Here is a 24,305-nt window from a genome sequence, read left to right as displayed (position 1 = left end):
GTTATTTTCGTCAGTTCATCAAGCAAAACAAATACCAAAATGGAACAAAATGGTTGTAAAACAACTGTCTTACAACCATTTTGTCAACAGTCTGAGTCGGGCTGATCGCCCGACTCATTCTTCTTGCTTACTAACACGAATGGCAGGTGTATTGTTGCCAATATACAAAGGGACAACTTCTTCACCTTGATGCTCATAAAAATAACGATTGATTTCTTGTTCAGCGAACGCTACTCCATCTTCTACGATCGTTCGTTTTTTATCCATCGTCTATCCCCCCTTAGACGATAGAATAACCGAAAAAATTGCTATTCATGTAATGGATCGTCTGAAACGATCACCCCATCTTCATCAACATATACGTATGTACCCGGCTTCCACTCCACATCTCCGAAATGTACAACCGTATCTCGCGTCCCTTTTCCTTCTTTTTTACTTTTACGCGGACACGTTCCAAGTGCAAGTACGCCAATTGGCATCGCACTTATTTCTTTCGAATCACGAATACATCCATGTACAATAATGCCTGCTAATTGACGGTCACACGCAATTTGCGCAAGACGATCGCCCACAAGCGCACATTGTTTTGAACCTTTTCCATCAACAACGACTACACTGCCTGCTGGTACCGTTTCTAGTGCTTCTCGGACGAGTACATTATCTTCAAAAACATCTACTGTTGTGACGGGTCCATAAAACGATGTTTTTTTTCCATAGTTTTGAAATGCAAGTGAACAAACGCGCACACGTTCTCCATATTGATCACATAAATCCGCCGTTTTCATCCTCATCCCCCATTTTCGCTAATCTCACCATAATAATAGTCAATCTATTCTAAAAAATCAATCAATTAGAATAGAAATAATGAACCTTGTTCTTCTATCGCGCCGTTCGTTAAGAAATAGATGAACAAGGCGAGAAAACAGTAAAAAAGCACAGTTTCAAAAAAACTAGATGTACGATATGTAACGATAAACCGATATCTTTTTTTGGAAAATGGCCATAACAACGGAACACCTTGACTTGAACAGTAATCGGCTAAAACGTGAAATGCATAACCCAAGCATAAGCCGAGCGTAAAAGAAGAGAAATGCTGTAATAATAAAACAGCGGTAATCGCTCCCCAGGCTAGTAATGAGTGCGTAAATCCTCGATGACCGAACGCCCTTTTTACTTGTTTTGCCACGCCAAGAGAACGACGACCAATATACGAATTTGGTTCATCAATATCAGGAAGCAACCCCCCAATAGCTAATCCAGCGGCATAAGCAATAGTGAAAGATACAGGAGTATACGTTGCAACTCCAGCACCAATAGCTAATGATGAAACAATATGAGTATGATAACGCATTATTTTTTCGCCTTCCTTTTTGTAAACGTTTTACATGACACTAATTATTAACATTCATGAATTTGTGATGTTTTTTTCAACAAATGTTCATCCCTTGAATCAACTTTGTGAAACTATTAGCATTATACTAATATATGAACAAACTGACAAATGAAGCTGGTGAGGAAAAATGATGAAAAAAACACCTGCAGAACTAACCGTTATGAAAAGTTTAGCATTTTTAGCTGTTGTGTTTCAAAGTGCGTTATTATACATTATGAATCATCGCTCTCCGCATGCTGAGGAAGCGATTATGATGGGGATGTTATTTCATTTCGTCAAATTTTCCGCTCCTGTGTTCGTGTTTTTAGTTGGATTTCATATGGCGCAACAGAAAGAAGCGATTCATTATCGACGATACGTGTCTCATAAATGGACAGAACTCATGATTCCATATATCGTATGGTCATTTGTTTATTTTATATTATTTTCTAGTCATCTGCATGCATCTGAAGTAATGAAACAACTAGTGCTCGGCGAGGCAGCACCACATTTATGGTACGTCGTAATGATTATACAATTTCATTTACTGATTTTAATCATTGTTCCATTTTTCCGTTGGCTTGATCAAAAAAATTATTGGAAATCATTTATTATTGTTAGCGCAATTATTTACATTGGCTTCATTACGTTCATTTCTCCAATCGTTCAAAGCGAATCATATATACATTATGTAGATCGCACGTTTTTGGCTTATTTCTTTTACTTTTGTTTAGGGGGTGTGGCAGCATACACGCTACCAAGTTGGCGGAAATTTGTTATTCAGGCGATTCCACTTAACACATTTTTATTTTTATCGCTTTTTATCGTTGTTGGTTATGAGCTATTTATATCTCAAAGTATCTTTTCTATCGATTTAACAGAGATTACGTATTTAAAACCTTCGATGGTGTTATACGTTACATCAGAAATTTTCTTGTTATACGGTTTATCGATCACGATTGTGCAGACAAAATCTCGATTATATACCGCGTTGCGTTTTATCGGTCGATATACGTACGGTGCATATATTGGGCATGTGTTCTTCCTACATATGTTCGCACCAATGATTCCGACGACAATGTATTCCATGTTACAAGCGGTAATCTTATTCTTAATTACAACCATCGCGTCAATCGGCATTTGTTATATGGTGCACGCAACACCCCTTAGCTTGCTTTTAATCGGTCAAACCCGGGAACATCGGACACTTTCTATTCCAACGATTTCAAAACTCAAAAAAGGGATCCCAAGTTAACAGCGGGATGCCTTTTTATTTTGTTTATCCAAACATCCCCTTGTTTCAAGCATATAATAAATTGGACAAATAGAGAAAGGAGTAAGAAAATGAGCATTAGTCGAAAAATATTTTTAGGATTTTTCATCGTTTTGTTGTTCGTGATATGTATAGGAGGATTTCAAATATTTAGAATGAATGAAACAAATGAAATGTATAAACGTTTAATCAATCATCGTTTCAATGTCATTACGAAAACAGACGAAATGGTTACTATTTTTTATGAAGAAAGGAAGGATATACTTACTTATTTACTACTAAAAGATAACGACTTTTTAACGAGTTACGAAGAAAAACGAAGACTGTTTTATACAAATTATGAGCAAATAAACTCGATGTTATCAACATCAGAAAGCAAAGCGATTGTCAATCAATTACAACAACTAGAATATGAATATTTTCAACTCGTCCAGCAATTTTTACGCACAACTAACAAACTAGAACAGTCAAACGTCATTCAAAAACTACAAAAAACAGGAAGTCTCTTTTTACAAACAGCTGAACAAATGTTGCAACGACAGAAAAAACTATTAGTAACGGATCAACAGCATATTGAACATTACATGAGACAAACGTACATTATATCACTTACGAGCATCACATCCCTTGTTTTACTAGGTGGCATCGCTTCCTTTTTAGTCAGTCGTCAAATTGCCAAACCTATTCTCCTCGTATCTGATGAACTACAACGTGTGGCAAAACAAGATTTATCTTCTCCCCCTTTATTAGTTAAAACAAAAGACGAGACAAGACATATGATTGAATCAATTAATCGTATGAAAATGCATTTAAAAGAAACGATACAAACAATGAAAGAAGTATCAATCCAAGTGGCATCGCAAGCAGAACAGTTTGCAGCAAGCGCCGAACAAAATACACAATCAGCTGAAAAAGCCACGGAAATGGCCGAACAAACATATGCTGAAGCGCAAAAACAACTACACATGTTGACAGCGTCTGATCATGCATTGCATGAACTATCGATCGGAATGAATCAAATTGCTGAAAACAGCGAAGATTTACTTACATCAGCGGAGCGAGCATATGAATCTGTAAGTAAAGGGAAAAACGCTATCCAGGCTGTTTCGACGCAAGCAAATGAAGTACGCGCTGCCATGTTGGCAACCAAAACACTTGTTGAGTCGTTAGAAAGTCGTTCAGAAACAATCGGGAAAATTACAAACGTCATTACGGCAATTGCTGAACAAACAAATTTACTTGCATTAAATGCCGCAATTGAAGCAGCCAGAGCAGGAGAGCATGGAAAAGGATTTACCGTTGTCGCCGACGAAGTGCGAAAACTATCTGAGCAATCAAAAGATGCGGCAAAAGAAATTGAGATGATGCTTGAGAAAATAAAAATAGAAACGAAAAAAGTTTCCAAAGCAATGGAACAAAATACACAAAAACTTACGGACGGTGCAATATACTATGAACAAACGGAACACTCATTTTACGCCATCAATGAGTCTGTTGAACAAGTATTTTCAAAAATACAAACCACATCCGCAGCCATTGAACAAATGACGGCAGTTTCGAACGAACTAACACAAACAATGAAACAATTAAAGCAACTATCACAACAAGTCATGCAAAAAAGTAAAGAAAGCGCAGTAACTGTAGAAGAACAGCTAGCCATGAACGAACAAATTTCCTCCGCTGCTCAAACACTTACTAAACTTAGCGAGCAACTGCGTACAATGGTTGAATCATTTCATCTGTAGCTGTGCATGCCTGTATGCACAGCTACTGCTTATCAAAATATTGAGCAAGCTCAACAATCATCGCTCCCATCCGTTCGTGAGCTGGCGCAATGACACGTGCAACCCCTTCTTCATGTAATGCTTCTTTTGTCACCTTCCCAACCGCAACAGCTACCACATCTTCATCAAACGCCCGTTTGATTTCACGTATGTGTCCCCGTTCGTTCACAAACGAAAAAAAGAAACGCACTTGAATCGCTGATGTAAAACAAACCGCTTGCACAGAACGAGAAATAATTTCTTCAATAAGCGGTTCCATCATATCTAGTGTAGGTGGGGTATGAAGATATGGCCATACTTCTTTATATAAAGCCCCTTGGTTGACTAAAAACTGCTTTAACGACGGAGCTGAGTCCCCATAGAGCTGAACAACTACATTTTTGTTTTTCCATTCCACATCTTCTAAAGCACATATAAGACCTTGTGTTGTTCCATCATCTGCCGTTATATGCGGACTGATGCCGTACGTACGTAACACATTCATCGTTTTATAACCACGTACCGCCACATGTGCTTGACGAATCGCTTCAAGTAACGCTTCTTTCATTCCCCATTCCTTCGCTTTTGTGATTAACGTTTCGACACCAATTCCTGTCGTGAAAATAAACCAGTCGTTTTGCTCATTCACAATTTCGTAAAGTTGTTGCTTCAACTCTTCATTAAAAAACATCGTTCCTTGAGCAGGTCGTGAAATCGGAATGCCTCCTTGCTTAGCGATAAGTGCACTCATTTCTTCAATTTTACGGGAGGCACATAGCACAATTTTTTTATTCGCCAATGCTTTCTCAGCCATTTCTCTCATCTCCTTTTTTCCTCATCATATCATAGAATATGCAAAATAGCGCGAATTTTGTTGAAACATGGTAAAAAACATCGAATAGTTATACATTCACACCATCGTTAACTTAGCTTACAATAAAAGAGACGATTCGACAGGAATATTCAAATTATTCAAATATATGTCGAAAGGAGCGGCTTTATATGCCCTCGCTAATTAAAGAAATTTTGTTAAACTTATTTTTTATTATACTAGCACTATTAATCGTTCCAATTTGGCTTGAAGAACGTCGCATATCCGATCACTTAAAAACAATCTTGAAAACGATTGCTATTGGAGTATGCATTATATTTTGCATGACATTCCCTATACATACAACAGGAGGATTGATTTTCGATTTGCGTCAAGTCGCCATTTGGATCGGTGGTTTATATGGTGGGGCATTTTCTGCTATTTTTCTTTCAATCGTTACTGTCATTTATCGAATTATAATTGGCGGTACAGAAGGCATTATTATAACGATGATAATTACAGCAATCCAGGTTATCATTTGTTTCTTTTTTTATCAAAAGTTCCAAACATATTTATCCGTTAAAAATCGGATTGTTACGATTATCCTTCTGTCTGTCGGAACAACGATTTTGACAATTGTACTTTCTAGAATATGGATTGTTGATGAATATCAGCTTTCACATATCATTTCTACATATTTTCCAGCGCAGCCGCTTGCCGCGTTTTTAGGTGCTTATATTACGGAAACCATTCGAAAACATAGTGAGCTTCGTCGACGTATTATTCGTGCTGAAAAAATGGAAGTCGTTGGACATTTAGCCGCCTCAATTTCACATGAGGTTCGTAACCCATTAACCGTATCGAGAGGATTTATGCAATTGTTATTACAAAGTGAACGAATGAATTATAAAGATAAACAATATATTCAAATTGCTATTGAAGAAATTGATCGTGCGGAAGCGATTATTACCGATTATTTAACGTTCGCAAAACCAGCACCAGAGCACGTCGAAAAATTAAATGTAAAGACAGAAATTGAGCGAGTCATTGATATTTTACGTCCTCTTGCCAACATGAACAGCATTGAAATTCAAACATCTCTCTTGCCATTTGCGGTAAAAGGAGAACGCCAAAAATTTCAACAATGTTTGTTGAACGTCATGAAAAATGCGATTGAAGCGATGCCAAGTGGAGGTACATTGCGTATTAACGTATCAATCGATAAAGATTACGTCCTTATTCATATTGGTGATACAGGCGTTGGCATGACAAAAGAACAAATTGAACGATTAGGAGAACCTTATTTTACAACAAAGGGAGCAAAAGGAACCGGTCTTGGAATGATGGTTGTTTACCGCATTGTTGAGACGATGAAAGGTGATTTATTTATTCATAGCGAAGTTGGGGAAGGAACAGATGTATATATGTATTTTCCATCTTATTATAAGTCGGATATCGAAAAATCATCAGGGCGACCTCAATTTGAACAAGTTAGTTACTGACTTGTTCTTTTTTATATTGATTATTTAGAACATAGTTTAGTTAATGAAAAAAGGCCGTGTATAAAGTGGCCTCTTATAATTGCTTGGCAAAATCACGCCCGAACGCAATACATAATTGTTTATCTTCATTTGTGGGCGTCAGTTCGATTTTCAGTCCATCGAGAATAACTTCGGCTCCTCGCTCTTGTAACTTTTCCATTAAAATATCAACTGCAGCACCGTATTTTTCATAACTTGAATCGCATGAGCCGAAAACAGCTGCTTTTTTTCCTGTTAAGTCCACGTCATTCAATTCATCATAAAAATCTAAAAAATCATCTGGCAGCTCTCCATCTCCCCATGTGTACGCTCCAAGTAAAATGCCGTCATACTGCTCAAGCTCTGTCGCAGTGGCGTCTAATACCTCTTTGACATCTAATTCAATCTCTTGTTCACGAACACCTTCAGCAATTGCTTCCGCCATTTCTTCTGTATTGCCTGTCATGCTTGTAAATACCATCATTACTTTTGCCATCAGTCATCCCCCTATAAATGTAATTGATAATTATTTTCATTAAATATATTAAATGATAATGATTATCTTTGTCAAATTATTTTCATAAAAAACGCGCGATTTTATCATCGCGCGCTCTGTATCTATTACTCTTTTACTTCCTTTTTCCATAAACCTACCATTAATGCTGTTACAAGCGAGCCGATTAAGATCGCAAGCACATACAGGAACGGATTTCCTTTTACAATTGGAATTACGAAAATCCCGCCATGTGGCGCAGGAAGACCAATACCAAACATCATAGTCAACGCGCCCGCAATTGCTGAACCGACGATAATTGATGGAATGACACGTCCTGGATCAGCTGCCGCAAACGGAATAGCCCCTTCTGTAATGAACGAAGCTCCCATAATATAGCACGTTTTTCCTGCTTCTCGCTCTGCTTTTGTGAATTTCTTTTTGAATAACGTTGTTGCAATCGCCAATCCTAACGGTGGAACCATCCCACCCGCCATAATAGCTGCATGTGGGGCATAGTTTCCTGCATCAATCATCGCAATGCCAAACGTAAACGCCGCTTTATTAATTGGCCCACCCATATCAACCGCCATCATACCACCGAGGATAAGACCAAGTAAAACAAGGTTGCCTGTACCCATATTTTCAAGCCATGTTTTCATTCCTTCATTTAGTGCTTTGACTGGATCAATAACGATATACATCATAATAAGTCCTGTGAGCAATATGCCGAATAATGGATAAAGTAGGACAGGTTTAATTCCTTCAAGTGATTGTGGCAAACGACTAAACCATTTTTTTAATCCGACAACAAGATAACCTGCTAAAAAGCCAGCAATCAATCCACCTAAAAATCCTGCACCACCATTTGCTGCCATAAATCCTCCGACCATTCCGGGCGCAAATCCTGGACGATCTGCGATGCTCATTGCGATGAAGCCAGCTAACACAGGAATCATAAGTGCAAACGCACTGCCCCCACCAATGTCCATCAGCGCTTTCGCAATCGGGTGGAACGATGGGTCATTTGGATCAAATGCTTTAATACCGAAAATAAATGAGATTGCAATTAAAATACCGCCACCAACAACGAAAGGAAGCATATTCGATACGCCGTTCATCAAATGTTTATAAAATCCTGTTCGTTCTTTTGGTGCATACGAACGGTTTCCACCACTCGCACGATAAATGGGAGCATCTTGCTTTAATGCTCGATCAATGAGTTGCTCTGGTTTACGGATCGCATCGGCAACAGGTACTTGGATGACATATTTACCATCGAATCGGTCCATTTCTACTTGTTTGTCTGCTGCAACGATAATCGCAATCGCTTCGTCAATTTCTTGTTGTGTTAACTCATTTTTCACTCCGCTAGAACCGTTCGTTTCTACTTTGATATCGATCCCCATTTCTTTTGCTTTCGCCTTTAAGGCATCAGCTGCCATATACGTATGCGCAATTCCTGTTGGGCACGCTGTCACGGCTAATATTTTTTTCTTTCCAACCGTCTGTTTTTCTTCAGTCACAATTTCCCCCTCCTTTTCTTGAATCACCTGAATGATTTGTTGCTTTGTTAAAGCGTTTTCAATTTTTGTTCGAAATGACACGTCCATTAACAACGTTGACAAACGAGATAACGCTTCTAAATGTGTATTATTCGCCCCCTCTGGTGCGGCAATCATAAAAAATAAATGACTTTGTTTTCCGTCTAACGCGTCGTAATCAATTCCATCTTTCGAACGACCAAAAACAACAGCTGGCGTGCGAACCGCTTTTGTTTTGGCATGAGGGATGGCAATTCCTTCACCGATCCCTGTCGTACTTTGCGCTTCACGGGCAAAAATTGCTTCGATAAATGTCTCACGATCGTGCAATTTCCCCGTTTTTTCAAGAACATTTGCTAATTCTTCGATCACTTCTTTTTTTGTTTGGGCTTTTAAATCAAGAACAATCGTATCTTCTGTCAACAAATCTGTTATTCTCATACACGATCCTCCATTCGTGTGATGTTCACTTCGCCTAGCAAGCGATGAACTTCTTCTTCTGTACATAAATCTTCAGAAAACGCCGTCGCACTCCCCGCCGCAACGCTATATCGAAACGCTTCTTCAAGCGATGCTTCATTTACATATGCAGCTAAAAACCCAGCTACCATTGAATCACCGGCACCAACCGAATTTTTTACTATTCCTTTTGGAGCTTGAGCTATTAATATGACATCTTTATGGAACAAAATCGCTCCATCTCCTGCAAGGGAAACGATGACATGTTGCACGCCATTGTCAATTAGTTTTTTTCCATATTCGATGATTTGATGTCGACTATGAATATGTGTTCCGAACAATTCCCCTAACTCGGTCTGGTTGGGTTTAAGTAAAAATGGTTCGTATGCGATTGCTTGTTTCAATGCATTACCACTCGTATCAACAACAACAGAAACCCGTCGTTTTTTTGCTTCTTCTATCATAGTGACATAAAATGTATCATCTACCGAGGGCGGAAGGCTTCCTGCTAAAACGAGTATATCTCCTTTTTTTAGCTGTTTAATTTTAGCGATTAATGCTTCTTTATGTTCATCACTAATGATAGGCCCTGCCCCATTGATTTCTGTTTCTTTTTCCCCTTTTAATTTAATGTTTAATCGCGTTTGTCCAGGTACAGCAATAAAATCTGTTAAAATATGCTCTCTTTTCAATTCATCAGCAATAAACTGACCTGTAAATCCACCAATAAAACCAAGCGCAACATTATGAACATGTAGTCGCTTCAATACGCGTGATACATTAATCCCTTTCCCGCCTGGAAAATATGCCGTTTTTGTTGCCCGATTTAATTTTCCAAGTTCGATCTGTTGTGCTTCAACAACATAATCGACGGAAGGATTTAATGTGCATGTATAAATCATGATTTCACAACCTCTACTGTCGTTTTTTCTTCATACATTGCTAGCAATTCTTCATCTGTTTCATCCGTAATCATCGTTGCTTCTTGTAATGGTGCAATTTTCGCAAATGTGCTTTCATTTAGTTTCGAGTGATCTGCCAATACAAACGCTCGTTGTGATAAATGAATCGCTGTTTGTTTCATAAATGCTTCTTCGGGATCGGGAGTTGTATACCCAAAATCAATGTGAACACCATTTACTCCAATAAAACATTTATCAAAGCTATATTGCTGCAAAGAATGGATCGCTCCTCGACCAATTAACGCATTTGTTTTTTTCTTAATGAATCCTCCAACGAGATATGTTTGGATGTCTTTCTCTAACAATGCCTCAATATGCATAATGCCATTAGTGACTACCACGATATTTTTTGCTTCGATATAAGGAATCATCTGGAATGTTGTCGTTCCTGCATCTAAATAAATACAATCTCCATCTTGAATAAGACTGGCCGCATACTTGCCGATGAGCTGTTTTTCATGAATGTTTTTGGTCGATTTTTCAAAAACGCTCAACTCTTCTCTTTTTTGTTGCAACAACGCAGCGCCACCATGAACACGCTTTAATTTTTTTTCTTTTTCTAACTGACTTAAATCACGTCGAATCGTCGATTCTGAGCATTGTGTTGCTTCGACCAATTCATGTAACTTTACAACTTCTTTTTCTTGTAACAACTGCAAAATAATACGATGTCGTTCTGGTGTTAACAATTTTACACCTCCTTTTTTAAATCGCTTACATCTTTATCATACCGAAGTACACATAAAAAATCAATCAAATTCATTCAATTTTAATCAAAAATAATCATTATTTTTTCATATATCACTCAAAAACGTTCATTTTTCAGAAAAATAAAAACTATCTCGTATTGGGACAGTTTCGTTTTCATTTTCAATTTTTATTGATTATTTAGAACATAGTTTTATTACAAAAAATCGGTTACCTTTTAGGCAACCGATTTCGTTTTCTATTTGAACATTTGCGCAGCACGAACTGCTTTTTTCCACCCATCATATAGACGTTGTTGAGCATCTTCCTCCATTTTTGGTTCGAAAGCACGATCAATGTTCCATTGTTTCGCAATCTCTTCTCTGCTTCCCCAATACCCAACCGCAAGTCCTGCCAAATAAGCAGCACCGAGAGCTGTTGTCTCATTCACAACCGGTCTCTCAACCGGTACACCAAGAATATCGCTTTGAAATTGCATCAAAAAGTTATTTTTTACTGCTCCACCATCAACACGCAATGTTTTTAACGTAATGCCCGCATCTGCCTCCATTGCGGTTAATACATCTTTTGTTTGGTATGCAAGCGACTCAAGTGTCGCTCGAATGAAATGTTCTTTTGTCGTGCCACGTGTCAAGCCAAATACCGCTCCTCGTACATCGCTATCCCAATATGGCGTTCCAAGTCCTACAAACGCAGGAACAACATATACCCCGTCTGTTGATTGTACTTTTGTCGCATATGCCTCACTATCTTTTGCTTCCTTAATCATCCGCAATCCGTCACGCAACCATTGAATAGCAGATCCAGCAACGAAAATGCTTCCTTCTAACGCATATTCAACCTTCCCATCAATTCCCCATGCAATTGTCGTTAATAAGCCGTGTTTAGACTGAACTGCTTTTTCACCTGTATTCATTAACATAAAGCAACCTGTGCCGTATGTGTTTTTCGCCATCCCTTCCTCAAAGCAAGCCTGCCCAAATAAAGCCGCCTGCTGATCTCCTGCTATTCCAGCAATTGGAACTTCTTGCCCGAAGAAATGGTACGGTGCTGTATGTGCGTAAATTTCTGAAGATGGCCGAACATCTGGCAACATCGTTTTTGGCACACATAAAATATCAAGTAGTTCGTCATCCCATCTTTGTTCATAAATGTTGAACATTAACGTTCTTGACGCGTTAGAGTAATCTGTCACATGCACCTTTCCACCAGACAATTTCCAAGTAAGCCACGTATCAATTGTTCCAAACAATAAGTCACCGCGTTCCGCCTTCTCGCGTGCTCCTTCGACATGATCTAAAATCCATTTCACTTTCGTTCCTGAAAAGTAAGCGTCAATCAACAAACCTGTTTTTTTCCGAAATATATCATCATATCCAGCCTGCTTTAATTGTTCGCAAATTTGTGCAGTTTGACGTGATTGCCATACAATGGCGTTATAAATCGGTTGTCCTGTTTGTTTGTCCCATACGACCGTCGTTTCACGTTGGTTTGTAATACCAATGGCCGCAATTTGTTTTGGTTCAACAGCTGCTTCTGACAATACTGTCGCAATAACAGCTAAAATAGAGCCCCAAATTTCATTCGGATTATGTTCTACCCAGCCTGGATGTGGGAAATATTGTGTAAACTCTTTTTGTGCAGTATGAACAATTTCTCCTTTTTGATTAAATAAAATAGCACGCGAACTTGTTGTCCCTTGATCAAGAGCTAAAATGTACATATACCTATCCTCCTTGCAAAAAAAGACCCACACCGCAATCAATAAAAATGCGTGTGAGTCTCCGTTTCTCCGTCACTAACATGATGAACTTACTATAAGACTAATCAATTTCGAAAACGCTGTCAATACATTTATTACGGGGCAAAATATCGCCAAAGTTCGACATTGGATGTCGTTACCGCAACCGCTCCTGCTGCAAGCGCTGCTTCAACTTCGGTTTCGTTTTCAATTAACCCTCCAGCAATAATTTCTTTCCCAGTTCGTTCATGAAGTTGAGCAATGACTTTTGGGACAACACCAGGCAGTACTTCAATATAATCCGGATTTGTTTTTTCTACAAGCTGAACGCTTCGCTCAAAGGCGTTTGAATCAATAATAAATGTGCGTTGAATCGCAACAACACCTTTTTGCCTTGCTTTCGTAATCACACTACTTTTTGTTGAGATCAGTCCGTATGGTTTAACGAGCTGACATAAAAATTCCGTCGCATACTCATCACTTTTTAACCCTTGTATTAAATCAACGTGAAGAAACATTTTTTTCCCATGCTCATTTGCATATGTATACACGCTTTTCAACATACCGATATGAATGTCTAAAAACACCCCATATTCATAATTCATTTTTATTAGTTTATCAAAATCTTTCATCGAGCGCACTGCTGGTAAAATACGTTGTCCGTTCATCCTTCCATCACCTTTACATAAAATGTGCGCGTTCTCGGTCCGTCAAACTCGCAAAAATAAATGCCTTGCCACGTCCCAAGAAGCAGCTGACCTTTTGTGACAATAACATGCGCTGATGAACCAACTGTGCTTGCTTTCATATGAGCTGCTGTGTTTCCTTCGCCGTGTCGATCGAGTGGATGATGCCATGGATACAACTCATCAAAACGGCGAATCATGTCTCGTTTAACATCTGGATCGGCATTTTCATTAATCGTTATTCCTGCTGTTGTATGCGGGCAATAAACAACCACGATCCCTTCTTGCACGCCACTCTCGGTAACAAACGATTGAACAAAAGAAGTAATATCTACAAACTCATCTCGCTTCGTCGTTTGAATCGTCCATTGTTTGATCATCATACTTTCCCACCTTTATTCTTAATATATTTACAATCATATATATTTTCACATTTCTTTTCCATAAAAAATTCTTGACTTAACAGCTCCGAACGTTGTTAAAGCCCAGATCATTCTGGGCTTTAGTCGTATACGTGATGGGACGGAATAATATAATCAACCGAAATCACAGGCAAATCGTGTTGTTCAACTGAGGCAACAATTAAACCTTGTTTGCTTACAATACCAAATTGTTCTTTCTGTTGATCGAATGCTGCTTCACTAAATGCCAAAACCGTTTGATATAGCTTTTCTTGATCAACTTTTTGCTTCCGCACATGGTTGCTTAACTTAATGATCACTTCTTTCCCACGAACTTGACCACGATACATGCCGCTCACTCCCTTTCTATACTCCTTACTGTTAATGTTATGCACTTAAGATAAAAATCCTTCTCTTAAAAAATTTTTTGAAAAAATCGCCTTTTTGTCTTGACTCTTCCTCATCATTCGTGTATAGTCTAATTATCATCTAACTGAATATATGTCCTGCACCGAGTGGTTGCTGTGAGTATATTCCGTTATATGAAAAATTTTTTCATTAGCCTATTGGCTAAAAGGTATTAGGAGGATTCAGTATTATGCAAAACGGTAAAGTAAAATGGTTTAACAACGAAAAAGGTTACGGATTCATCGAAGTAGAAGGCGGAGACGATGTATTCGTACACTTCACAGCAATCCAAGGTGAAGGTTACAAAACATTAGAAGAAGGTCAAGCTGTTTCTTTTGAAATCGTTCAAGGAAACCGTGGCCCTCAAGCTGCAAACGTAGTGAAATTATAATCGTCTGAGATGATTCATATATAGCTCGACGAAAAGACCAGCAAATGCTGGTCTTTTTTATTACATACTCTCCTCTTTTCACACAAATACTACAAGCGAGGAGGGATGACGATGACACAAAATCCAAAAAAGCCACACCTTCAGGCTGATAGCGTATTTACGAAAATTGAAAATGCACATTTGGCGGTTGAATCAGCGAAAAAAATGGTTGCAGCAGCAACGATGAGCTTAGATGAACACGCTTTTGTTCATGCAAAACAAGCGATTGAAAATGCAAAAGAAGCGATTACGCGTGCCAAAACAAGCACGCAAGATCCCTTGCTTCTGCAATGCGAAAAAGAACTTGCAGATGCACACCATCAATTAACTGAAACGATGAATCATATGTAGAAACAAGGTGTCCCGTATACTTGGGGCACCTTGTTACGTTTTTTGTTTTGCGAGCAACTGACCGTATTGTTGAATTTTTTCCCCTACTGTACACATTTGAATACAAAACGATTGTGCATACGATTTTCCGCACTCTTTGCAAAACGTTCTCTTTACAAAACAGCCTTCGCAATACGTATCGAATAATTCATTTATCCGAAACAACACGTCTTTTCGATTCATCGTTTACGCTCCAATTGTATTGTACTTCTAATCATCGTCCCTCGAAGCGCCTGCGTTGCTAACTGATCGGCTTCACTATTTTCTTTTCTACCAATCGGTTCATAAATAGGAGAAATACGAAGCTTCTCCATTTTTTGCTCAATTCGCTCCACCCATCTTCCCTCATCTGAAAACACAGGCCAATCACTAGATAGTTGATGCAATACAACATGCGCATCCCCGCGGAATACAACAGGCAAATGATGGACACCGAGATGCTCGATTTGTTCGAGTAAAAAATAAAATGCCGCATACTCCGCTTCATTATTTGACTGCAATTCATCTAACTGCGCATTTGCTCGCATCCGAAATTGTTCACCGTTTTGTTTATAATAAATAACAATGCCAACCCCTGCTTTTTTCGATTGTCGATCAAAACCGCCATCAAAATAAGAAATCACATCATGCGGCTCCGTTTCAATTTCTTTCATTAGCTTGATTAACTCCTTTTTCGTCCACGCCACACCACTTGCATCATAAAATAAAAGTTGTTTCACTCTCCCTGTTTTTTCTATATCCTCTGCAAAAATTAAAGCCTCCGTCACTTCCATTTCTTTTGATGTCCACACCGTTTCCTTTTTTTTCGGTGTTACATATGTCCACTCCATAAACACCTTCATATTGCTCACCTTTTCTTTTTATTTTATTATAACAGTTTAGACAAAAAATGATGTCAGTTGTATAATATCGTTTGTGTCTTTATATTTTCATACGAGGAGGGATCACGATGTTTAACGAAATACTCGGTCTTTTTTCTGCCATCGTCACATTTTCACTTGTGTTGCTCATTTATCGTTTCTTTGGTCGCTCAGGTTTATTCGTATGGATTGGCTTTTCTACTGTTGTCGCTAATTTACAAGTCGTTAAAACGGTTGAATTGCTCGGGATGACAGCTACACTTGGAAACGTCATGTACGGGACCGCTTTTTTAGTGACAGACATTTTGAGTGAAAAATACGGAAAAAAAGAAGCACAAAAAGCGGTATGGCTCGGCTTTTTTACACTTATTTCACTCACAATCGTCATGCAAATCGCTTTATTATTTAAGCCGCATGCGAGCGACTTTGCTCAACCAGCTTTAGAAACGATCTTTGGTTTGTTACCACGTATCGCCGTTGGTAGTTTGCTTGCTTTTTTAATTAGTCAATCGCTTGATGTTCACTTATTTCATTGGTTTAAAAAGAAGTTTCCGCGCGATTCTCAACTCTGGATTCGTAATAACGGAAGCACAATGATTAGCCAATTGATCGATACGCTCGTTTTCACATCCATTGCATTTCTCGGTGTATTTCCATTGCATGATTGGATACAAATTTTTATTACGACGTATGTACTAAAATGGATTGTTGCAATGTTAGATACACCGTTTGTATATTTTGCAAAAAAAATATCTCCAAAATATACAGAATGATGGTAAAATGTTGTATGAGACTTCGGTCTTATACAACATTTTTTTGCAAAGGAGAGTCAAATGAAATACAAAGCTGACGTTAGTCTATTGTTTGTTGCATTCGTTTGGGGTGCTACGTTTGTCGTCGTTCAAAACGCCATTGCTTTTTTACCTCCATTAATGTTTAATGGCGTACGTTTTGCGATCGCAAGTGTATTGTTATGGATTTGGGTATTTATCTTCGAGCGCAAGCCTCTAGATCGACAACTCGTCCGTGCTGGATTGATTCTTGGCATATGGTTATGTCTTGGATATGCCTTTCAAACAATTGGCTTATTGTATACTACTTCGTCAAAAGCTGGATTCATTACCGGATTAAATGTTGTTATCGTTCCTTTCCTTTCATTTATCATTTTAAAGCAAAAACCTTCGTTTAACGCCGTTGTCGGAAGCGTACTCGCTACATGCGGACTATATCTTTTAACCACAAGCGGGGATATGTCAATCAATAAAGGGGATGTGTTCATCTTTTTATGTGCTATCGCTTTTGCGCTACATATCGTAACAACGAGCATATATGCAACAAAATTTTCATCTATCCTACTAACTACTGTTCAAGTTCAAACTGTATCCATCGTTTGTTTTATATGTTCATATTGGCTTGAAGACTGGTCTCTTATTCCGCTCACCACTTTTTTTGAATTTGATGTATGGATGGCTCTACTCATTACCGCACTGTTCGCAACAACGATTGCTTTCTTTATTCAAACACATTTTCAACAATATACATCTCCAACGCGTGTTGCTTTAATTTTTGCTCTCGAACCTGTTTTTGCCGCTTTGACTGCATATATATGGAATGATGAACGCCTTCAACAAGCAGCTTTATTTGGAGCTGGGCTTATTTTATTAGGGATGGTATTATCTGAACTTCCTCAACATATATGGCAAAGAAAAAAGAGCGCTCGCCTTTCATAGCGAGCGCTTCCATCTACTTATTACATAAGATAATCCCCCTGTGGCGATACCAAGAAACGCCCCGCCAATGACTTCAATTGGTTGATGACCAAGCCGTTCGCGCAACAAATCTCCTTTTCGATCCAGCTTTCCATCATCTTGGGCACCTTTTAACCGCTCAATCTCTTCAGTTAATTCGTTCACACGAATAGCTAGCTCTCCTGCTTGATGACGTACACCTTGAGCATCATACATAACAATTAAACCAAAAATGGCTGCAAGAGCAAAGTCTATACTATGCACTCCCCGTTTTAAAGCAACATATGTGGCCAGTGAAGCAACACCCGCAGAATGCGAACTGGGCATGCCCCCTGTTTCAAAAAAAACCGACCAATCCCACTTTTTCGTTTTTCTTTTCGTCAATGGAATTTTTAAAAATTGCGCTAACGCAATCGTACATAATGCGGTTTGAATGGCTCGATTCATGTCCTTGCCTCCTTGCATATATTTTTCGAAAAAGACGGATACAATATGCGCAGGAGGTGGACATGATGAGTAAAAATAACGGAAGAAATCGTGGACAAAACGCTCCAAGCGTCAATCCACAAGGATATGATGCTACATTTACTCCTGATCCAAAAAGTGCATTAGAAAACGCAGCGAAAAAGACGAACACAAAATAAAGAAGAGAGCAACCCGCTCTCTTCTTATCGTTTTAATTTTCCACGTAATACCATCGGTAAAATACCACCGTGACGATAGTAGTCGATTTCTACTTCGCTATCGAAACGAACAAGTACTTCAAATTCTTTTTTGTTTCCTTGTTCGTCTGTTGCTGTTACCTTGACGTAGTCGCGCGGTTTGACGTTTTCATCAATATGCACTTCAAATACTTCTTTACCCGTCAATCCAAGCGTCTCAGCATTTTCCCCTTCTTTGAATTGAAGTGGTAATACACCCATAAGTACAAGGTTTGAACGGTGGATGCGCTCAAAACTTTCAGCAATAACTGTTTTAATACCAAGCAAGTACGTTCCTTTTGCTGCCCAGTCACGCGAACTTCCCATTCCGTAGTCTTTACCAGCGATGACAACAAGTCCTGTGCCATCTTGTTTATATTTCATGCATGCATCGTAAATCGACATGACTTCTCCTGTTGGCCAATATGTTGTATAGCCACCTTCTGTACCAGGTGCAATTTGGTTACGAATACGAATGTTAGCAAACGTACCTCGCATCATGACTTCATGGTTACCACGACGAGACCCATACGAGTTGAAATCTTTTGGATCGACACCTTTAGAAATCAAATATTGTCCTGCTGGTGTATTTACACCAATTGACCCAGCTGGTGAAATGTGGTCTGTTGTAACAGAGTCACCAAACTTACCAACCACTCTCAAACCAGTAAGTGGTTTTACTTCTTCCACTTCTGGCGATAATCCTTCAAAGAATGGTGGATTTTGAATGTACGTTGAATTTTCATCCCATTGATAAAGTGGCTCGTCCGTCGTTTCAATCGCATTCCAACGCGCGTTATCGTCAAATACTCGCTCGTATTCTTTACGGAACAATTCTGGTGTCACCACTTGTTTTATAACTTCTTTCACTTCTTCAGTAGATGGCCAAATATCGTTAAAGTACACATCATTTCCATTTTGATCTTTACCGATCGGATCATTTAATAAATCGATGTCGACGGTTCCAGCTAGTGCATATGCCACAACAAGCGGTGGTGACGCTAAATAGTTGCCTTTGACGAGCGGATGAATGCGCCCTTCAAAGTTTCTGTTACCAGACAATACGCTTGTTACGAGCAAATCATTTTCTGCAATCGCCTTTTCAAGCTCTGGAGCAAGTGGACCAGAGTTACCGATACATGTTGTACAACCGTAACCGACGATATTAAAGCCAATTTGCTCTAGGTAAGGGAGAAGACCTGAATCTTTTAAGTACCCTGTGACAACTTTTGAACCAGGTGCAAGCGATGTTTTTACGTATTTCGGCACTTTCAACCCTTTTTCTACCGCTTTTTTGGCTACTAGTCCTGCACCGATTAACACATATGGGTTAGATGTGTTCGTACAGCTTGTAATCGCTGCAATCGCGATCGCACCTGTTTTCATTTTTATTTCTTCGCCGTTTAACGTAACTGTTATTTCTTTATCAAAATCCGCCTCAGTCAAGCCAAAACCTTGGTTTCCTTGTGGAGAAACGACAGCTTGACGGAACGATTCTTTCATTTTTGAAAGCGGAATTAAATCTTGTGGACGCTTTGGTCCAGAAAGATTTGGTTCAATTTCTGATAAGTCAATTTCAACAACATCTGTAAATACAGGCTCTTGTGTATCTGGCGTATAGAACAAACCGTTTGCTTTACAATATGCTTCAACCACTTGCACATGTTGCTCGTCACGACCTGTTAAACGCAAGTAATCAAGCGCCTCTGCGTCAACAGGGAAGAAGCCACATGTCGCACCATATTCAGGTGCCATGTTCGCTACTGTTGCACGATCGGCTAATGGTAGCGTCGCAACACCTGGGCCGAAAAACTCAACGAATTTACCGACAACCCCTTTTTTCCGCAACACTTGTGTCACTTTTAACGCAAGGTCTGTTGCTGTCGTACCGTTTGGTAATTTTCCTGTTAAACGTACACCGATCACTTCTGGTACTGGGAAGTAAGAAGGTTGTCCAAGCATACCTGCTTCTGCTTCGATACCACCAACGCCCCAACCGAGTACACCAATGCCATTAATCATCGTTGTGTGGGAGTCTGTACCGACAAGCGTATCCGGGAACGCCTCATACTCACCATTTTCCCCTTCAACAACATGCACTACATTCGCCAAATACTCTAAGTTAACTTGGTGAACAATACCCGTTGCTGGAGGAACAGCACGATAGTTGCTAAACGCTTTTTGTGCCCACTTTAAAAACTTATAGCGTTCTGCATTGCGCTCAAATTCTAAATTCATGTTGTACTCGAGCGCATCTTCTGTTCCAGCCTTATCCACTTGAACAGAGTGGTCAATCACAAGATCAACAGGAATTTCGGGGTTAATTTCATACGGATCTCCACCGATGTCCGCCATCGCTTTGCGCATAGATGCTAAATCAACAACAGCAGGAACACCTGTAAAGTCTTGCAAAATAACGCGAGACGGTTTAAATGGAACATCTACATCTTTTAGTTCGCTCGTTCCCCATTTCGCTAAATTTTCAACATGCTCTTTCGTAATGACACGTCCATCAACTTGACGAAGTACTGATTCAAGAAGTACTTTAATGGAATACGGAAGACGTGATACGTTCCCGATTCCTGCTTCTTCAAGCGCTTGCAAGCGATAGTAATGATATTTTTTTCCGTTTACCTCAAATGTAGAACGCGCTTGAAACACATCATTTTTCACCATTATGTATTACCCCCTTCTAAACAAATCATCTTCTCCCACACCCACAAAATTCCTACGCTTTTATCTTAATACAATGCTCTACATAAGTAAATAATAATTGTTTATAAGTTTCAGATAAATGCATATTTTTTTGCTCTCTTTCCAACAATAGTTGTAGGAGGTGAAAAAAGATGGTAAAGAGAAAAGCGAATCATGTCATTCCTGGCATGAACGATGCGAGCGCACAAGGAAAAGGTGCGGGCTACAATGAAGAGTTTTCCAATGAACCGCTAACAGAAGCCCAAAAACAAAATAATAAAAAACGGAAGAAAAATCAATAATCCCGCTCGAAGCGGGATTATTCATACATGTTCACTTCGTCCACAATTGCTTGCAAGTCGTGACGAAATTGTTCAAGCTGTTTTCTTTGTTTTTCGGAAGCTACTTCGAGTGCGTTATTAATTTGCTCAAACGCCTCATTTACCTCCTGTTTTAAGTGGTGCAATTGACTTCCGTAATCTGCATCACTTTTCACAAGATGATCATACCATTCTTTTGCCTCCATTGTTCCTTGTTGCGCAGCTTCAAATGCTTGTTGTTTGTTTTTATGGTAAGGCATGTTATTCACTTCCTCTCTTTTTACTATTATCGTGCCTATTCACGGACGAAATATGCATAAATACCGTTTATCATGCCATCATATGAAAGAAAGGAGTGTATCCACATGAACAAAAATACAAGCAAAGATATGCGCAAAAATGCTCCAAAAGGAGATAACTCGGGACAACCAGAACCACTTAGTGGTTCAAAAAAAGTAAAAAATCAGAATCATACCCGTCAAAAGCATAACTCAAGTCACGATATGTAAAAGAGCTGACGCCATTGTCAGCTCTTTTACTTGATTCCGTTATTATTTTTTTACATAATAAACGTTGAGGTGGAATGTATGCTAACAGGTTGGTTTTTATGGTTTATTTTATTTTGGGTCGTTTTTCTTCTTGTTATGATGTCGATCGGTGGGTTTTTTATGTTTCGAAAATTTTTAAAACGTTTGCCAAAAGAAGATGGGAAATCTGAATTAGACTGGCAAGAGTATTACATTGAACAAACGCGTCATTTATGGTCTGAAAAAGAAAAAGAGTTACTTGAAGATTTAGTTCGTCCTGTTCCAGAGCTGTTTCGTGATGTGGCTCGCCAAAAAATCGCTGGCAAAATTGGCGAGTTGGCGTTACAAGAGAAAGCGAATCGAATTACAGAAGATTTAGTTGTCCGTGGCTATATTCTCGCCACACCAAAACGGGATCATAAATTTTTAATGAAAGCGCTACGAGAAAAGCAAATTGATTTTACAAAATACGAGCATTTACTAGCAAAAAAAAGCTAATCGCCTATTGCTGATTAGCTTTTTTCTTTTATTTCACGTTGAAGTCGACGATACGATGTATACATCGCTATGCGCCACGGAACGATCATGGAGAAGGCTAAAATCCAAAACATTCCCGCGAGTTCTTCGTACTCAATGGTGCGACTTAAATATGTTTTTAGAGCTAGACGCAATACAATTAAACCAACAAAAATAAAAACGAACGCTTTCGATCGTTGTAAATAAATGTCGTTGCCTCGAACTTCAAACGAAGATGTTTTAATTAACAAAATAGAAAAAAGCGCTCCAACAAAAATTGCTTCTACACATTCTAGCGCCGTTACCCGAAACATCGGATGAAGAAACATAAGAGCACCTGTGCTCATAAAAATAGGGGGTAATATAATTTTTTTGGCGTTTGTCGGTTTTTCAGCTGCCTTCATACGAATAAAAAAAACGAGTCCAGCCATAACTACCGCAAATACCGAACTAAAAATAGCCAAAGTAAATCTTCCTTTCCCATCTTACTGTAACACACGTTGAATAGCTTCCATGACGCGACTTTCATCAAATGGTTTTACGATAAAATCTAGCGCTCCTGCTTCAATGGCTTCAACGACCATCTTTTGTTGTCCCATTGCTGAACACATAATAATTTTTGCATCCGGATCATGCAGTTTAATTTCCTTGACAGCTTCAAGTCCACTCATCACTGGCATCGTAATATCGAGTGTCACCACATCTGGCTTTAACTGTATATAGAGCTCAATAGCTTCTTGCCCGTTTTCCGCTTCCCCAATCACTTCATGATTTGCTTTTTTTAAAATATTCGCTAATGTCATGCGCATAAATTTTGCATCATCGACAATTAAAATTCTCGCCATTTTCTTTCCCTCCACACCCTAAGAAACTAGAAACCTGTAAAGCCACCAAATATATTTGTTATATAAATCGTGATTTTCGTCATCCAGTCAAAAAACAATACAACCCCCATACCAATCATGACATATCCACCGACTTTCATTAGCTTAACATGATGTCTTCGAATCCAACCCATTTTTCCAATAAAAAAAGATAAAAGTAAAAACGGCAAAGCAAAACCAAGAGAATAGGCCGTCATATAAACAACACCTAAACTTGGGTTCGTCGCTGCTAGAGCAATGACCGATACTAAAATCGGACCTGTACACGGCGTCCAACCAGCAGCGAACGCCATACCAATAAGAAAAGAGCCAATGTAACCTGATGGACGTTGTTGAAATGATAAACGACGATCAGTCATTAAAAAGGTGGGCTTAAAGATGCCGATAATAACAAATCCGAAAAATACCATCAATATTGCACCAATTTGACGAATGAGATCTTGGTATGTATGAAAAAATCGTCCAAGCATAGATGTACCAAAACCAATGGCGATAAAAATAAATGAAAATCCAAGCAAAAAAAATAACGTATGTAACAAACTTCTTTTTTGTAACAATGCATAATCGGATTTTAAATCACTAACAGAAATTCCTGTAATATATGATAAAAAAGCTGGATAAAGTGGTAAGCAGCATGGGGATATAAACGAAAGCACACCTGCCCCAAACGCAACAAGCAGTTGAATGTCCATATGATTGACACTCCATTCTTCCTTCATTTAATCATATTTTATCAAAAAAATACAAATACGAGCAACAGCTTCTTCCTGTGCTAAAAAAGACACTCGTCACGAGTGCCTTGCTTTTATTTTAATTGGTTGTTCATCGCTTTCATCATTTGATTAATTTTCTTCTGGGATGGAGTCATACCCATTTGCATCATCATCATTCGAATCATTTGCTCATTAATCGGTGGATTTTTCTTTAAGTAGTTCATCATTGTTTTACGCGCAATAAAAAATCCTAGGGCAACGCCAGCAGCAAGCGCTACAATGCCTACTAAAATCATTTCCCACATATTTTTTCCTCCTTCATGTTGTCTACATTACACTATACTAAACAATAACGGTTTGTACAATATGTTCAGTAAAAAA

32 protein-coding genes are annotated in these 24,305 nt (G+C 38.8%); 11 read left to right on the top strand and 21 right to left on the bottom strand.

Annotated features, from left to right (window positions below):
* Nucleotides 1–114: 114 nt before the first annotated feature.
* From HNR43_RS10550 to HNR43_RS10540, 3 genes are all read right to left on the bottom strand, one after another.
* The gene (locus HNR43_RS10550; RefSeq protein WP_183243711.1) at nucleotides 115–267 is read right to left on the bottom strand and encodes a hypothetical protein; all 153 of its coding nucleotides are present in this window, start codon (nucleotides 265–267) and stop codon (nucleotides 115–117) included.
* 41 nt (nucleotides 268–308) lie between these two features.
* Entirely contained in the window at nucleotides 309–785 is a 477-nt protein-coding gene (gene rraA, locus HNR43_RS10545) for a ribonuclease E activity regulator RraA (protein WP_183243708.1), read from the bottom strand.
* 65 nt (nucleotides 786–850) lie between these two features.
* Complete coding sequence (locus HNR43_RS10540) at nucleotides 851–1,351, bottom strand: metal-dependent hydrolase (RefSeq protein ID WP_183243706.1); 501 nt, start codon at nucleotides 1,349–1,351, stop codon at nucleotides 851–853.
* A 169-nt stretch (nucleotides 1,352–1,520) separates the two neighbouring features.
* Between HNR43_RS10540 and HNR43_RS10535 the strand changes: the two genes are divergently transcribed.
* On the top strand, nucleotides 1,521–2,627 hold the full coding sequence (locus HNR43_RS10535; protein WP_183243704.1) for an acyltransferase family protein: 1,107 nt from the start codon (nucleotides 1,521–1,523) through the stop codon (nucleotides 2,625–2,627).
* Nucleotides 2,628–2,716: 89 nt separating this feature from the next.
* Entirely contained in the window at nucleotides 2,717–4,390 is a 1,674-nt protein-coding gene (locus HNR43_RS10530; RefSeq protein WP_183243702.1) for a methyl-accepting chemotaxis protein, read from the top strand.
* A gap of 22 nt (nucleotides 4,391–4,412) precedes the next feature.
* On the opposite strand, the gene HNR43_RS10525 is transcribed toward HNR43_RS10530, so the two are convergent.
* Complete coding sequence (locus tag HNR43_RS10525) at nucleotides 4,413–5,222, bottom strand: uroporphyrinogen-III synthase (RefSeq protein WP_183243700.1); 810 nt, start codon at nucleotides 5,220–5,222, stop codon at nucleotides 4,413–4,415.
* Between the two features lie 188 nt (nucleotides 5,223–5,410).
* Between HNR43_RS10525 and HNR43_RS10520 the strand changes: the two genes are divergently transcribed.
* On the top strand, nucleotides 5,411–6,721 hold the full coding sequence (locus HNR43_RS10520) for an ATP-binding protein (protein WP_183243698.1): 1,311 nt from the start codon (nucleotides 5,411–5,413) through the stop codon (nucleotides 6,719–6,721).
* 73 nt (nucleotides 6,722–6,794) lie between these two features.
* Here the strand turns inward: HNR43_RS10520 and HNR43_RS10515 are convergent, their stop codons facing one another.
* From HNR43_RS10515 to HNR43_RS10480, 8 genes are all read right to left on the bottom strand, one after another.
* Nucleotides 6,795–7,235 (bottom strand): flavodoxin, encoded by a 441-nt coding sequence (locus tag HNR43_RS10515; protein WP_183243696.1) that lies wholly within the window; start codon nucleotides 7,233–7,235, stop codon nucleotides 6,795–6,797.
* A 125-nt stretch (nucleotides 7,236–7,360) separates the two neighbouring features.
* A complete protein-coding gene (locus HNR43_RS10510; protein WP_183243694.1) occupies nucleotides 7,361–9,217 on the bottom strand; it encodes a PTS fructose transporter subunit IIABC in 1,857 nt (618 codons plus the stop codon).
* Nucleotides 9,214–10,137, bottom strand: a complete 924-nt coding sequence (pfkB, locus tag HNR43_RS10505; protein ID WP_183243692.1) for a 1-phosphofructokinase — start codon at nucleotides 10,135–10,137, stop codon at nucleotides 9,214–9,216. Before pfkB ends, HNR43_RS10510 begins: the two co-directional genes overlap by 4 nt.
* Nucleotides 10,134–10,886, bottom strand: a complete 753-nt coding sequence (locus tag HNR43_RS10500) for a DeoR/GlpR family DNA-binding transcription regulator (RefSeq protein ID WP_183243690.1) — start codon at nucleotides 10,884–10,886, stop codon at nucleotides 10,134–10,136. The genes pfkB and HNR43_RS10500 overlap by 4 nt, the downstream gene beginning before the upstream one ends.
* A gap of 257 nt (nucleotides 10,887–11,143) precedes the next feature.
* Nucleotides 11,144–12,628, bottom strand: coding sequence for a glycerol kinase GlpK (gene glpK, locus HNR43_RS10495; RefSeq protein WP_183243688.1), 1,485 nt, complete (start codon nucleotides 12,626–12,628; stop codon nucleotides 11,144–11,146).
* A gap of 134 nt (nucleotides 12,629–12,762) precedes the next feature.
* Complete coding sequence (locus HNR43_RS10490; RefSeq protein WP_183243686.1) at nucleotides 12,763–13,314, bottom strand: glycerol-3-phosphate responsive antiterminator; 552 nt, start codon at nucleotides 13,312–13,314, stop codon at nucleotides 12,763–12,765.
* Nucleotides 13,311–13,715 carry a secondary thiamine-phosphate synthase enzyme YjbQ gene (locus HNR43_RS10485; protein WP_425486536.1) on the bottom strand — a complete coding sequence of 135 codons (405 nt, stop codon included), beginning with the start codon at nucleotides 13,713–13,715 and terminating at the stop codon, nucleotides 13,311–13,313. The genes HNR43_RS10490 and HNR43_RS10485 overlap by 4 nt, the downstream gene beginning before the upstream one ends.
* A 119-nt stretch (nucleotides 13,716–13,834) precedes the next feature.
* Entirely contained in the window at nucleotides 13,835–14,083 is a 249-nt protein-coding gene (locus HNR43_RS10480; RefSeq protein ID WP_183243684.1) for a hypothetical protein, read from the bottom strand.
* Nucleotides 14,084–14,331: 248 nt separating this feature from the next.
* On the opposite strand from HNR43_RS10480, the gene cspD reads away from it, so the two are divergent.
* A complete protein-coding gene (gene cspD / locus HNR43_RS10475; RefSeq protein ID WP_003398931.1) occupies nucleotides 14,332–14,532 on the top strand; it encodes a cold-shock protein CspD in 201 nt (66 codons plus the stop codon).
* 111 nt (nucleotides 14,533–14,643) lie between these two features.
* Nucleotides 14,644–14,922, top strand: coding sequence for a DUF2564 family protein (locus tag HNR43_RS10470; RefSeq protein WP_183243682.1), 279 nt, complete (start codon nucleotides 14,644–14,646; stop codon nucleotides 14,920–14,922).
* A gap of 33 nt (nucleotides 14,923–14,955) precedes the next feature.
* On the opposite strand, the gene HNR43_RS10465 is transcribed toward HNR43_RS10470, so the two are convergent.
* Together HNR43_RS10465 and HNR43_RS10460 are read right to left on the bottom strand one after the other, a co-directional pair.
* On the bottom strand, nucleotides 14,956–15,144 hold the full coding sequence (locus HNR43_RS10465; RefSeq protein WP_183243680.1) for a zinc-finger domain-containing protein: 189 nt from the start codon (nucleotides 15,142–15,144) through the stop codon (nucleotides 14,956–14,958).
* Complete coding sequence (locus HNR43_RS10460; protein WP_246346306.1) at nucleotides 15,141–15,791, bottom strand: ribonuclease H family protein; 651 nt, start codon at nucleotides 15,789–15,791, stop codon at nucleotides 15,141–15,143. Before HNR43_RS10460 ends, HNR43_RS10465 begins: the two co-directional genes overlap by 4 nt.
* 119 nt (nucleotides 15,792–15,910) lie before the next feature.
* Here HNR43_RS10460 and HNR43_RS10455 point away from each other — a divergent pair, with 119 nt between their 5' ends.
* Both HNR43_RS10455 and HNR43_RS10450 read left to right on the top strand, forming a co-directional pair.
* Nucleotides 15,911–16,594: a queuosine precursor transporter gene (locus HNR43_RS10455; protein ID WP_099669003.1), complete on the top strand. Its 684-nt coding sequence runs from the start codon at nucleotides 15,911–15,913 to the stop codon at nucleotides 16,592–16,594.
* Nucleotides 16,595–16,654: 60 nt separating this feature from the next.
* Nucleotides 16,655–17,551, top strand: coding sequence for a DMT family transporter (locus HNR43_RS10450; RefSeq protein ID WP_183243676.1), 897 nt, complete (start codon nucleotides 16,655–16,657; stop codon nucleotides 17,549–17,551).
* Here the strand turns inward: HNR43_RS10450 and HNR43_RS10445 are convergent.
* Entirely contained in the window at nucleotides 17,546–18,016 is a 471-nt protein-coding gene (locus HNR43_RS10445) for a divergent PAP2 family protein (RefSeq protein WP_183243674.1), read from the bottom strand. The genes HNR43_RS10450 and HNR43_RS10445 overlap by 6 nt on opposite strands.
* Nucleotides 18,017–18,081: 65 nt before the next feature.
* Here HNR43_RS10445 and sspL point away from each other — a divergent pair, with 65 nt between their 5' ends.
* Nucleotides 18,082–18,213 carry a small, acid-soluble spore protein L gene (sspL, locus tag HNR43_RS10440; RefSeq protein WP_035018667.1) on the top strand — a complete coding sequence of 44 codons (132 nt, stop codon included), beginning with the start codon at nucleotides 18,082–18,084 and terminating at the stop codon, nucleotides 18,211–18,213.
* Nucleotides 18,214–18,237: 24 nt separating this feature from the next.
* Here the strand turns inward: sspL and acnA are convergent, their stop codons facing one another.
* Nucleotides 18,238–20,946: an aconitate hydratase AcnA gene (gene acnA, locus HNR43_RS10435; RefSeq protein WP_183243673.1), complete on the bottom strand. Its 2,709-nt coding sequence runs from the start codon at nucleotides 20,944–20,946 to the stop codon at nucleotides 18,238–18,240.
* Nucleotides 20,947–21,116: 170 nt separating this feature from the next.
* Between acnA and sspO the strand changes: the two genes are divergently transcribed.
* Nucleotides 21,117–21,266 (top strand): small acid-soluble spore protein O, encoded by a 150-nt coding sequence (gene sspO / locus HNR43_RS10430; protein ID WP_032099534.1) that lies wholly within the window; start codon nucleotides 21,117–21,119, stop codon nucleotides 21,264–21,266.
* A gap of 17 nt (nucleotides 21,267–21,283) precedes the next feature.
* On the opposite strand, the gene HNR43_RS10425 is transcribed toward sspO, so the two are convergent.
* On the bottom strand, nucleotides 21,284–21,544 hold the full coding sequence (locus tag HNR43_RS10425; protein WP_035019584.1) for a hypothetical protein: 261 nt from the start codon (nucleotides 21,542–21,544) through the stop codon (nucleotides 21,284–21,286).
* 105 nt (nucleotides 21,545–21,649) lie between these two features.
* On the opposite strand from HNR43_RS10425, the gene HNR43_RS10420 reads away from it, so the two are divergent.
* Together HNR43_RS10420 and HNR43_RS10415 are read left to right on the top strand one after the other, a co-directional pair.
* Nucleotides 21,650–21,793, top strand: a complete 144-nt coding sequence (locus HNR43_RS10420; protein ID WP_183243671.1) for a small acid-soluble spore protein P — start codon at nucleotides 21,650–21,652, stop codon at nucleotides 21,791–21,793.
* Between the two features lie 78 nt (nucleotides 21,794–21,871).
* The gene (locus HNR43_RS10415; protein ID WP_183243669.1) at nucleotides 21,872–22,309 is read left to right on the top strand and encodes a DUF2621 domain-containing protein; all 438 of its coding nucleotides are present in this window, start codon (nucleotides 21,872–21,874) and stop codon (nucleotides 22,307–22,309) included.
* A 14-nt stretch (nucleotides 22,310–22,323) separates the two neighbouring features.
* Here the strand turns inward: HNR43_RS10415 and HNR43_RS10410 are convergent, their stop codons facing one another.
* The 4 genes from HNR43_RS10410 to HNR43_RS10395 all read right to left on the bottom strand — a co-directional run bounded on the left by HNR43_RS10410 (nucleotide 22,324) and on the right by HNR43_RS10395 (nucleotide 24,229).
* Entirely contained in the window at nucleotides 22,324–22,791 is a 468-nt protein-coding gene (locus tag HNR43_RS10410) for a CcdC family protein (RefSeq protein ID WP_183243667.1), read from the bottom strand.
* Nucleotides 22,792–22,812: 21 nt separating this feature from the next.
* Nucleotides 22,813–23,172: a response regulator gene (locus tag HNR43_RS10405; RefSeq protein ID WP_183243665.1), complete on the bottom strand. Its 360-nt coding sequence runs from the start codon at nucleotides 23,170–23,172 to the stop codon at nucleotides 22,813–22,815.
* Between the two features lie 26 nt (nucleotides 23,173–23,198).
* Entirely contained in the window at nucleotides 23,199–23,903 is a 705-nt protein-coding gene (locus tag HNR43_RS10400; RefSeq protein WP_183243662.1) for a cytochrome c biogenesis CcdA family protein, read from the bottom strand.
* Nucleotides 23,904–24,016: 113 nt separating this feature from the next.
* The gene (locus HNR43_RS10395; protein WP_003398951.1) at nucleotides 24,017–24,229 is read right to left on the bottom strand and encodes a YneF family protein; all 213 of its coding nucleotides are present in this window, start codon (nucleotides 24,227–24,229) and stop codon (nucleotides 24,017–24,019) included.
* Nucleotides 24,230–24,305: the final 76 nt, after the last annotated feature.

This window comes from Anoxybacillus mongoliensis, assembly GCF_014201515.1.
Taxonomy (GTDB): domain Bacteria; phylum Bacillota; class Bacilli; order Bacillales; family Anoxybacillaceae; genus Anoxybacillus; species Anoxybacillus mongoliensis.
This window is presented reverse-complemented; position numbering and strand designations above follow the sequence as displayed.

Coding starts and splice junctions, on each gene's coding strand:
- HNR43_RS10550 (WP_183243711.1), bottom strand. CDS start 267: ATGGATAAAAAACGAACGATCGTAGAAGATGGAGTAGCGTTCGCTGAA.
- rraA (WP_183243708.1), bottom strand. CDS start 785: ATGAAAACGGCGGATTTATGTGATCAATATGGAGAACGTGTGCGCGTT.
- HNR43_RS10540 (WP_183243706.1), bottom strand. CDS start 1,351: ATGCGTTATCATACTCATATTGTTTCATCATTAGCTATTGGTGCTGGA.
- HNR43_RS10535 (WP_183243704.1), top strand. CDS start 1,521: ATGATGAAAAAAACACCTGCAGAACTAACCGTTATGAAAAGTTTAGCA.
- HNR43_RS10530 (WP_183243702.1), top strand. CDS start 2,717: ATGAGCATTAGTCGAAAAATATTTTTAGGATTTTTCATCGTTTTGTTG.
- HNR43_RS10525 (WP_183243700.1), bottom strand. CDS start 5,222: ATGGCTGAGAAAGCATTGGCGAATAAAAAAATTGTGCTATGTGCCTCC.
- HNR43_RS10520 (WP_183243698.1), top strand. CDS start 5,411: ATGCCCTCGCTAATTAAAGAAATTTTGTTAAACTTATTTTTTATTATA.
- HNR43_RS10515 (WP_183243696.1), bottom strand. CDS start 7,235: ATGGCAAAAGTAATGATGGTATTTACAAGCATGACAGGCAATACAGAA.
- HNR43_RS10510 (WP_183243694.1), bottom strand. CDS start 9,217: ATGAGAATAACAGATTTGTTGACAGAAGATACGATTGTTCTTGATTTA.
- pfkB (WP_183243692.1), bottom strand. CDS start 10,137: ATGATTTATACATGCACATTAAATCCTTCCGTCGATTATGTTGTTGAA.
- glpK (WP_183243688.1), bottom strand. CDS start 12,628: ATGTACATTTTAGCTCTTGATCAAGGGACAACAAGTTCGCGTGCTATT.
- HNR43_RS10490 (WP_183243686.1), bottom strand. CDS start 13,314: ATGAACGGACAACGTATTTTACCAGCAGTGCGCTCGATGAAAGATTTT.
- HNR43_RS10485 (WP_425486536.1), bottom strand. CDS start 13,715: ATGATGATCAAACAATGGACGATTCAAACGACGAAGCGAGATGAGTTT.
- HNR43_RS10480 (WP_183243684.1), bottom strand. CDS start 14,083: ATGTATCGTGGTCAAGTTCGTGGGAAAGAAGTGATCATTAAGTTAAGC.
- cspD (WP_003398931.1), top strand. CDS start 14,332: ATGCAAAACGGTAAAGTAAAATGGTTTAACAACGAAAAAGGTTACGGA.
- HNR43_RS10470 (WP_183243682.1), top strand. CDS start 14,644: ATGACACAAAATCCAAAAAAGCCACACCTTCAGGCTGATAGCGTATTT.
- HNR43_RS10465 (WP_183243680.1), bottom strand. CDS start 15,144: ATGAATCGAAAAGACGTGTTGTTTCGGATAAATGAATTATTCGATACG.
- HNR43_RS10460 (WP_246346306.1), bottom strand. CDS start 15,791: ATGGAGTGGACATATGTAACACCGAAAAAAAAGGAAACGGTGTGGACA.
- HNR43_RS10455 (WP_099669003.1), top strand. CDS start 15,911: ATGTTTAACGAAATACTCGGTCTTTTTTCTGCCATCGTCACATTTTCA.
- HNR43_RS10450 (WP_183243676.1), top strand. CDS start 16,655: ATGAAATACAAAGCTGACGTTAGTCTATTGTTTGTTGCATTCGTTTGG.
- HNR43_RS10445 (WP_183243674.1), bottom strand. CDS start 18,016: ATGAATCGAGCCATTCAAACCGCATTATGTACGATTGCGTTAGCGCAA.
- sspL (WP_035018667.1), top strand. CDS start 18,082: ATGAGTAAAAATAACGGAAGAAATCGTGGACAAAACGCTCCAAGCGTC.
- acnA (WP_183243673.1), bottom strand. CDS start 20,946: ATGGTGAAAAATGATGTGTTTCAAGCGCGTTCTACATTTGAGGTAAAC.
- sspO (WP_032099534.1), top strand. CDS start 21,117: ATGGTAAAGAGAAAAGCGAATCATGTCATTCCTGGCATGAACGATGCG.
- HNR43_RS10425 (WP_035019584.1), bottom strand. CDS start 21,544: ATGCCTTACCATAAAAACAAACAACAAGCATTTGAAGCTGCGCAACAA.
- HNR43_RS10420 (WP_183243671.1), top strand. CDS start 21,650: ATGAACAAAAATACAAGCAAAGATATGCGCAAAAATGCTCCAAAAGGA.
- HNR43_RS10415 (WP_183243669.1), top strand. CDS start 21,872: ATGCTAACAGGTTGGTTTTTATGGTTTATTTTATTTTGGGTCGTTTTT.
- HNR43_RS10405 (WP_183243665.1), bottom strand. CDS start 23,172: ATGGCGAGAATTTTAATTGTCGATGATGCAAAATTTATGCGCATGACA.
- HNR43_RS10400 (WP_183243662.1), bottom strand. CDS start 23,903: ATGGACATTCAACTGCTTGTTGCGTTTGGGGCAGGTGTGCTTTCGTTT.
- HNR43_RS10395 (WP_003398951.1), bottom strand. CDS start 24,229: ATGTGGGAAATGATTTTAGTAGGCATTGTAGCGCTTGCTGCTGGCGTT.